The organism is Ferroplasma sp. Type II (assembly GCF_000496155.1).
On record NZ_KI542804.1, the window covers coordinates 1697 to 6507 of the forward strand.

Consider the following 4811-nt stretch of genomic DNA (forward strand, 5'->3'; position numbering starts at 1 on the left):
CAATTGTTGCAAGTTGAATATCAAAAATATTCGGATTATTTAAATCAATTTTCTTAAAGGGTATTTCCCCNCTTTTTGACATGAAACTCATTAGTGTTTAAAACATCATCAAATCTGGCACCTGCCAATTTTTCAGGAATTCCGAATGACTCCCATATATTTTCAGCAGCTGATGGCACATAAGGATAAAGCATGACTGTTAGATATTGCCCAATCTTTAGTGACACATAGAGCTTTTCATTTAGTTTTTCCAGATCCTCCTTAATGAGCTTCCATGGTGCTGACTCAGTGAAATAGTTGTTTGCAACCATAACCAGTTCAAGCCACACAGATATTCCCCGTTTAATATGCACATCTCCTATCTCTTTGCTGTATTCAGCGAATTTATTATGAAGTATATTCATTATTTCCAGGTCTTCGTAATCCATTGTTTCTGGCTTATGTGGCAACAATCCATTTTTCTCTATGAAGCTTTCTACACGGTATATGTAATTCCCGTATTTATCTACAAGTTCAGAATTTACCTTGAGCTGGAATTCTTTCATGGAAAAATCGGAATCTCCGGTTTCTGGAAGTATTGATGCCATATAGTAGCGCAGCGAATTTTTATCCACGAATTTAAGCACCTCATCCACTGTAAATCCTATCCCCCTGCTTTTGGAGAATTTCTCTCCATCAAACCTTAGATATTCATTGGCTGGAACGTTATATGGAAGGTTATAACCGCCATGGGCAAGTAACATGGCTGGCCATATTATTGTATGGAATGGTATGTTGTCCTTTCCGATGAAATAATATGATTTTATGTTTTTATTCATCCAGAATTCTTTCCAATATTCCGGTTTTCCTATTTCCTCAGAGTATGTACGGGCACCGGTTATGTATCCTATCAGTGCCTCGAACCATACGTAAATTTTCTTGTTTTCATAGCCCTTTAATGGTATTTTTACTCCCCAGTCCAGATCTCTTGTTATGGCACGGGGATGTAACCCTTCTCCTATGAAATTCTGTGTAAATTTTAAAACGTTGGGTTTCCAGTATGTTTTTGAATCTATAAATTCGGAAAGTTTCCCCTGAAGTGAGTCCAACTTGAGGAAAAAATGATCGGTTACAGTGAAAAGTGGTGCATTTCCAGTCAATTTGCATACGGGGTTTATCAGTTCTATGGGGTCCAGTGTCCTTCCACAGTTATCGCACTGATCACCTCTAGCGTCTTCGTAACCACAGTATGGACATTGTCCCTCAATATATCGGTCCGGCATAAATTTATTGAGTTCACTGCAAAATGGGGAAACCATGTACCTTTTAACTAGATATTCCTTATGGAGTAAATTAATAAAAAATTCATCGACGTCCTTTACATGTTCAGGATCACTGGTCCTGGTAAATTTATCGAATTTGATATCAAGGGAATTGAATGAATTTATCTGCTCTATATGATATTTATCTGCAATTTCCTGAGGTGAAACATGATCCCTTTCTGCACTGATTGTAATAGGAGTCCCATATTCATCACTTCCGGAAATAAATAGTACTTCCTTGCCAGACATCCTGCTAAATCTGACGAATATATCTGCCCCTAAATATGCCCCGGCAATATGGCCAAGATGCAGTGGCCCGTTTGCATATGGAAGTGCACAGTTTACAAGAATCTTTTCCCGTTCCATTGTTGGGATAGTATACTCTAAAATTTAAGTTTTTATTATACTGAAATTTTTTTAAATTCACCCTCCATGGCGTATACAAATTTATTGAGGAATTTATCAAACAGAATTATAAGAATCATGCCTGAGAAAAGGAATAACAGTGCGAATATGTTTGCCCTTTCCAGTATAAAAACAACTGCTATGCCCATTGCTGGGGGATGAATTGCGTTAAATAAAACTAGAAACAGGGCAACCAAGGTTTCTACAAGGGCAAGTGAATAATAAATCCCTATATGCAGGGCAATGAAGGAGCCGCCTATTCCTATTAACCCCGATATTATGTAGCTCTTGATAAATTTTGAGAGCCTGGATGACTCCTGGTGAGGTTGCATAAAGAGAAGGAATGAACTGGAGGCAAATGATGAAAATACTATAAATTTAGCGATGGGGACCATATATATGTGCAGTAGAGCAAGAAATAAAATTGTGAGGGATAGTGTTATTCCAATAAATATAGAGGGGACAACATTATTTCTCAGCTTTGTTTCCAGTTCACTGTAATTAGGCATCAGGTATAATAGTTTTTTATCATTTATGAAATTATTGCTTAATTTTTATTTCTGAGCTGGTCTATAGTTTCCTGTACGGCTACATCCACAGATTCGTCACTGGTATACCTGCTTTTCCACCCCATGGACAGAAGCTTGTCTATGGCAAGGTGTGTTACCTTTATATCACCCTTCCAGCCTCTCCCGTTTATTCCACCTGTGAACCTGTATTTTACATTATTTAAGCCCATTCTTTTTACAACATAATCAGCTATTGTTTTCACTGACGTTGTTTCACGGTTTCCAAGGTTTATTATATCCGTTTTCTGGGATTTCTCATGGATATAAACCATTGAATCCACACAGTCCTTTACATGCATGTATGATTTTCTCTGTGTTCCATCACCAAGGATTTCGAGTTCCGATGAATTTTTCAAAAGTTTGTTGATGAAATCGTATATAACACCATGGGTGGAATTTTTTCCCACTATATTCGCGAATCTGAAAATTGAACCTTTTATTCCATAATAATGAGAATATGCAGTTATAAAACCCTCATTCGCCATCTTTGATGCCCCATAGGAGGAGATTGGCATATATGGTCCATAGCTCTCCGGAGTGGGCATAATGGAAGCTTCACCGTAAACGGTGGATGAGGATGCAAACAGTAATTCACCCACATCCTTCTTTCTCATATATTCCAGTATGTTTTCTGTAACTACCACATTGTTTTTGAAATCTTTCACCGGATCCTCTGAACCGTACCGGACATCTGAGTTAGCGGCGAAGTGTATAACAATATCTATGTTATTCAATGATTCATAATCAAATGATAGAAGATCGGCATCAACAAAATGAAAATTTTTGTTTCCTGAAAATGATTCTATGAAGCGATTTCCCACGTGATTGTTAAGATTGTCTATTACGGTTATATTGTTATCTTCCAGTAGTTTTTCTACCATGTTGGAACCAATGAACCCGGCTCCGCCGGTAATAAGTATATTTTTTCCCTGCATGCACGTTAATAACTTATTAAATAATAATTGTTTTTATATTAAAAATTAATAGGGTAGGTATGACATATTATTTCAAATGTAAGGATTTGGGATGGAACTGCTCATTCGAGAACCATGCAGAGAAGAGAGAGGATATATTTCCAAGAATAAGAATACATTTTCACTATGCACATGCAACAAATGACATAGATGAGGAAACAATGAAAAAAATTGAATCCGTCATATACGAGGGTGAAGAATACAAAGGGGAAATATGAAAATTGAAAAGATAAAGGGTTTCCGCGATCATTATCCTGAGGATATGGAGGTTCGGAATTATTTTTTTAAGAAAATTACCAATGCAGCGGAAAATTTTGGATACCAGCTTATTGATTTCCCCAGCCTTGAACCTCTCGACCTCTACAGGCTAAAATCAGGAACGGAACTTGTAAACCAGACTTTTTCATTTACAGATAAGGGTGGTAGGGAGGTAACAATGATTCCTGAAGCCACACCTTCCACTGTAAGATTATTGACAGCCAGAAAAGATCTTCCAAGACCTGTCAGATGGTATTCATTCCCAAAGGTATGGAGATATGAAGAACCACAGGAGGGCAGGTTCAGGGAACATTATCAGTTTAATGCCGATATGTTTGGTCTGGATTCTGAGGAATCTGACGCAGAAATTGTTGGGCTTGCATCAAGCATTCTTGATTATCTTGGATTGTCAGGGGTCTATGAAATCAATATTAATGACAGGTTTTTGATGGAATATATATTAAAGGATCTCGGCATAGAAAACATACCAGATGCCTTCTCAATAATTGACAAATACAAAAAAATTGACCGGAATTCATTTATTGAGGCATTTAGGGGAATAGGGGCAGAGGGGGATGAAATAAAAAAAATTCTATCACTGCTGAATGAGAAGGTGGATACTGGAAATCTTGAGAGAAAGGTAAAAAAAGTAGTAAAAAACTATGAGGAAATAAAACCAAGGATTGAAAGAATCAAAAAGACCTTTGATCTCATAGGGCTATACACTGAAAGCCCCATAAACTACGATTTTTCAATAGTAAGAGGACTGTCATACTATACCGGAATGGTGTTTGAAGCTTTTGATGTAAAGGGCGAATTAAGGGCCATACTTGGGGGAGGGAGATATGATGACCTTTCAAAATTATTTACAACGGATAGGATACCTGCAGTAGGATTTGCAATAGGAGATGCTGTAATAGAATTACTGCTTAAAAGGCAGAACCTGTGGATGAAGAGGAATATTAAAAAGTCCTATTATATCTGCAATCTTTCATCGGTCGATGAGGATTATATAATAAAAATTGCTAGCAGGATAAGAAGCCTGAATAAAATTGCTATCGTTGACATGACACACAGAAAAATATCATCACAGATGAAAAGTGCATCTGGATTTGACTTTGCAATAATAATAGGAGAACGAGAATTTGAAGAAAACACGCTAACAGTTAAGAATATGAAGACCTCACAGCAATCCATAATGGGATACGATGATTTTCTCCTTCAGCTTAGAGGGGACGATTGAATCAGAATATAACAACAAAATTTATATTGAAAAATAACTTTTACTATAAATGTCAGTTGCT

5 protein-coding genes are annotated in these 4811 nt (G+C 36.9%); 2 read left to right on the top strand and 3 right to left on the bottom strand.

Features of this window, described 5'->3' with window-relative positions:
* Positions 1-53: 53 nt before the first annotated feature.
* The 3 genes from metG to AMDU4_RS12480 are packed head-to-tail and all read right to left on the bottom strand — an operon-like array spanning position 54 to position 3210.
* Positions 54-1667 (bottom strand): methionine--tRNA ligase, encoded by a 1614-nt coding sequence (metG, locus tag AMDU4_RS12470; protein ID WP_021788301.1) that lies wholly within the window; start codon positions 1665-1667, stop codon positions 54-56.
* Between the two features lie 35 nt (positions 1668-1702).
* Positions 1703-2215 (bottom strand): HPP family protein, encoded by a 513-nt coding sequence (locus AMDU4_RS12475; RefSeq protein WP_021788302.1) that lies wholly within the window; start codon positions 2213-2215, stop codon positions 1703-1705.
* 38 nt (positions 2216-2253) lie between these two features.
* Entirely contained in the window at positions 2254-3210 is a 957-nt protein-coding gene (locus tag AMDU4_RS12480) for an NAD-dependent epimerase/dehydratase family protein (protein ID WP_021788303.1), read from the bottom strand.
* A 59-nt stretch (positions 3211-3269) separates the two neighbouring features.
* On the opposite strand from AMDU4_RS12480, the gene AMDU4_RS12485 reads away from it, so the two are divergent.
* On the top strand, positions 3270-3467 hold the full coding sequence (locus AMDU4_RS12485; RefSeq protein ID WP_021787545.1) for a DUF1059 domain-containing protein: 198 nt from the start codon (positions 3270-3272) through the stop codon (positions 3465-3467).
* Positions 3464-4750: a histidine--tRNA ligase gene (gene hisS, locus AMDU4_RS12490; protein WP_021788304.1), complete on the top strand. Its 1287-nt coding sequence runs from the start codon at positions 3464-3466 to the stop codon at positions 4748-4750. Before AMDU4_RS12485 ends, hisS begins: the two co-directional genes overlap by 4 nt.
* Positions 4751-4811 lie beyond the last annotated feature (61 nt).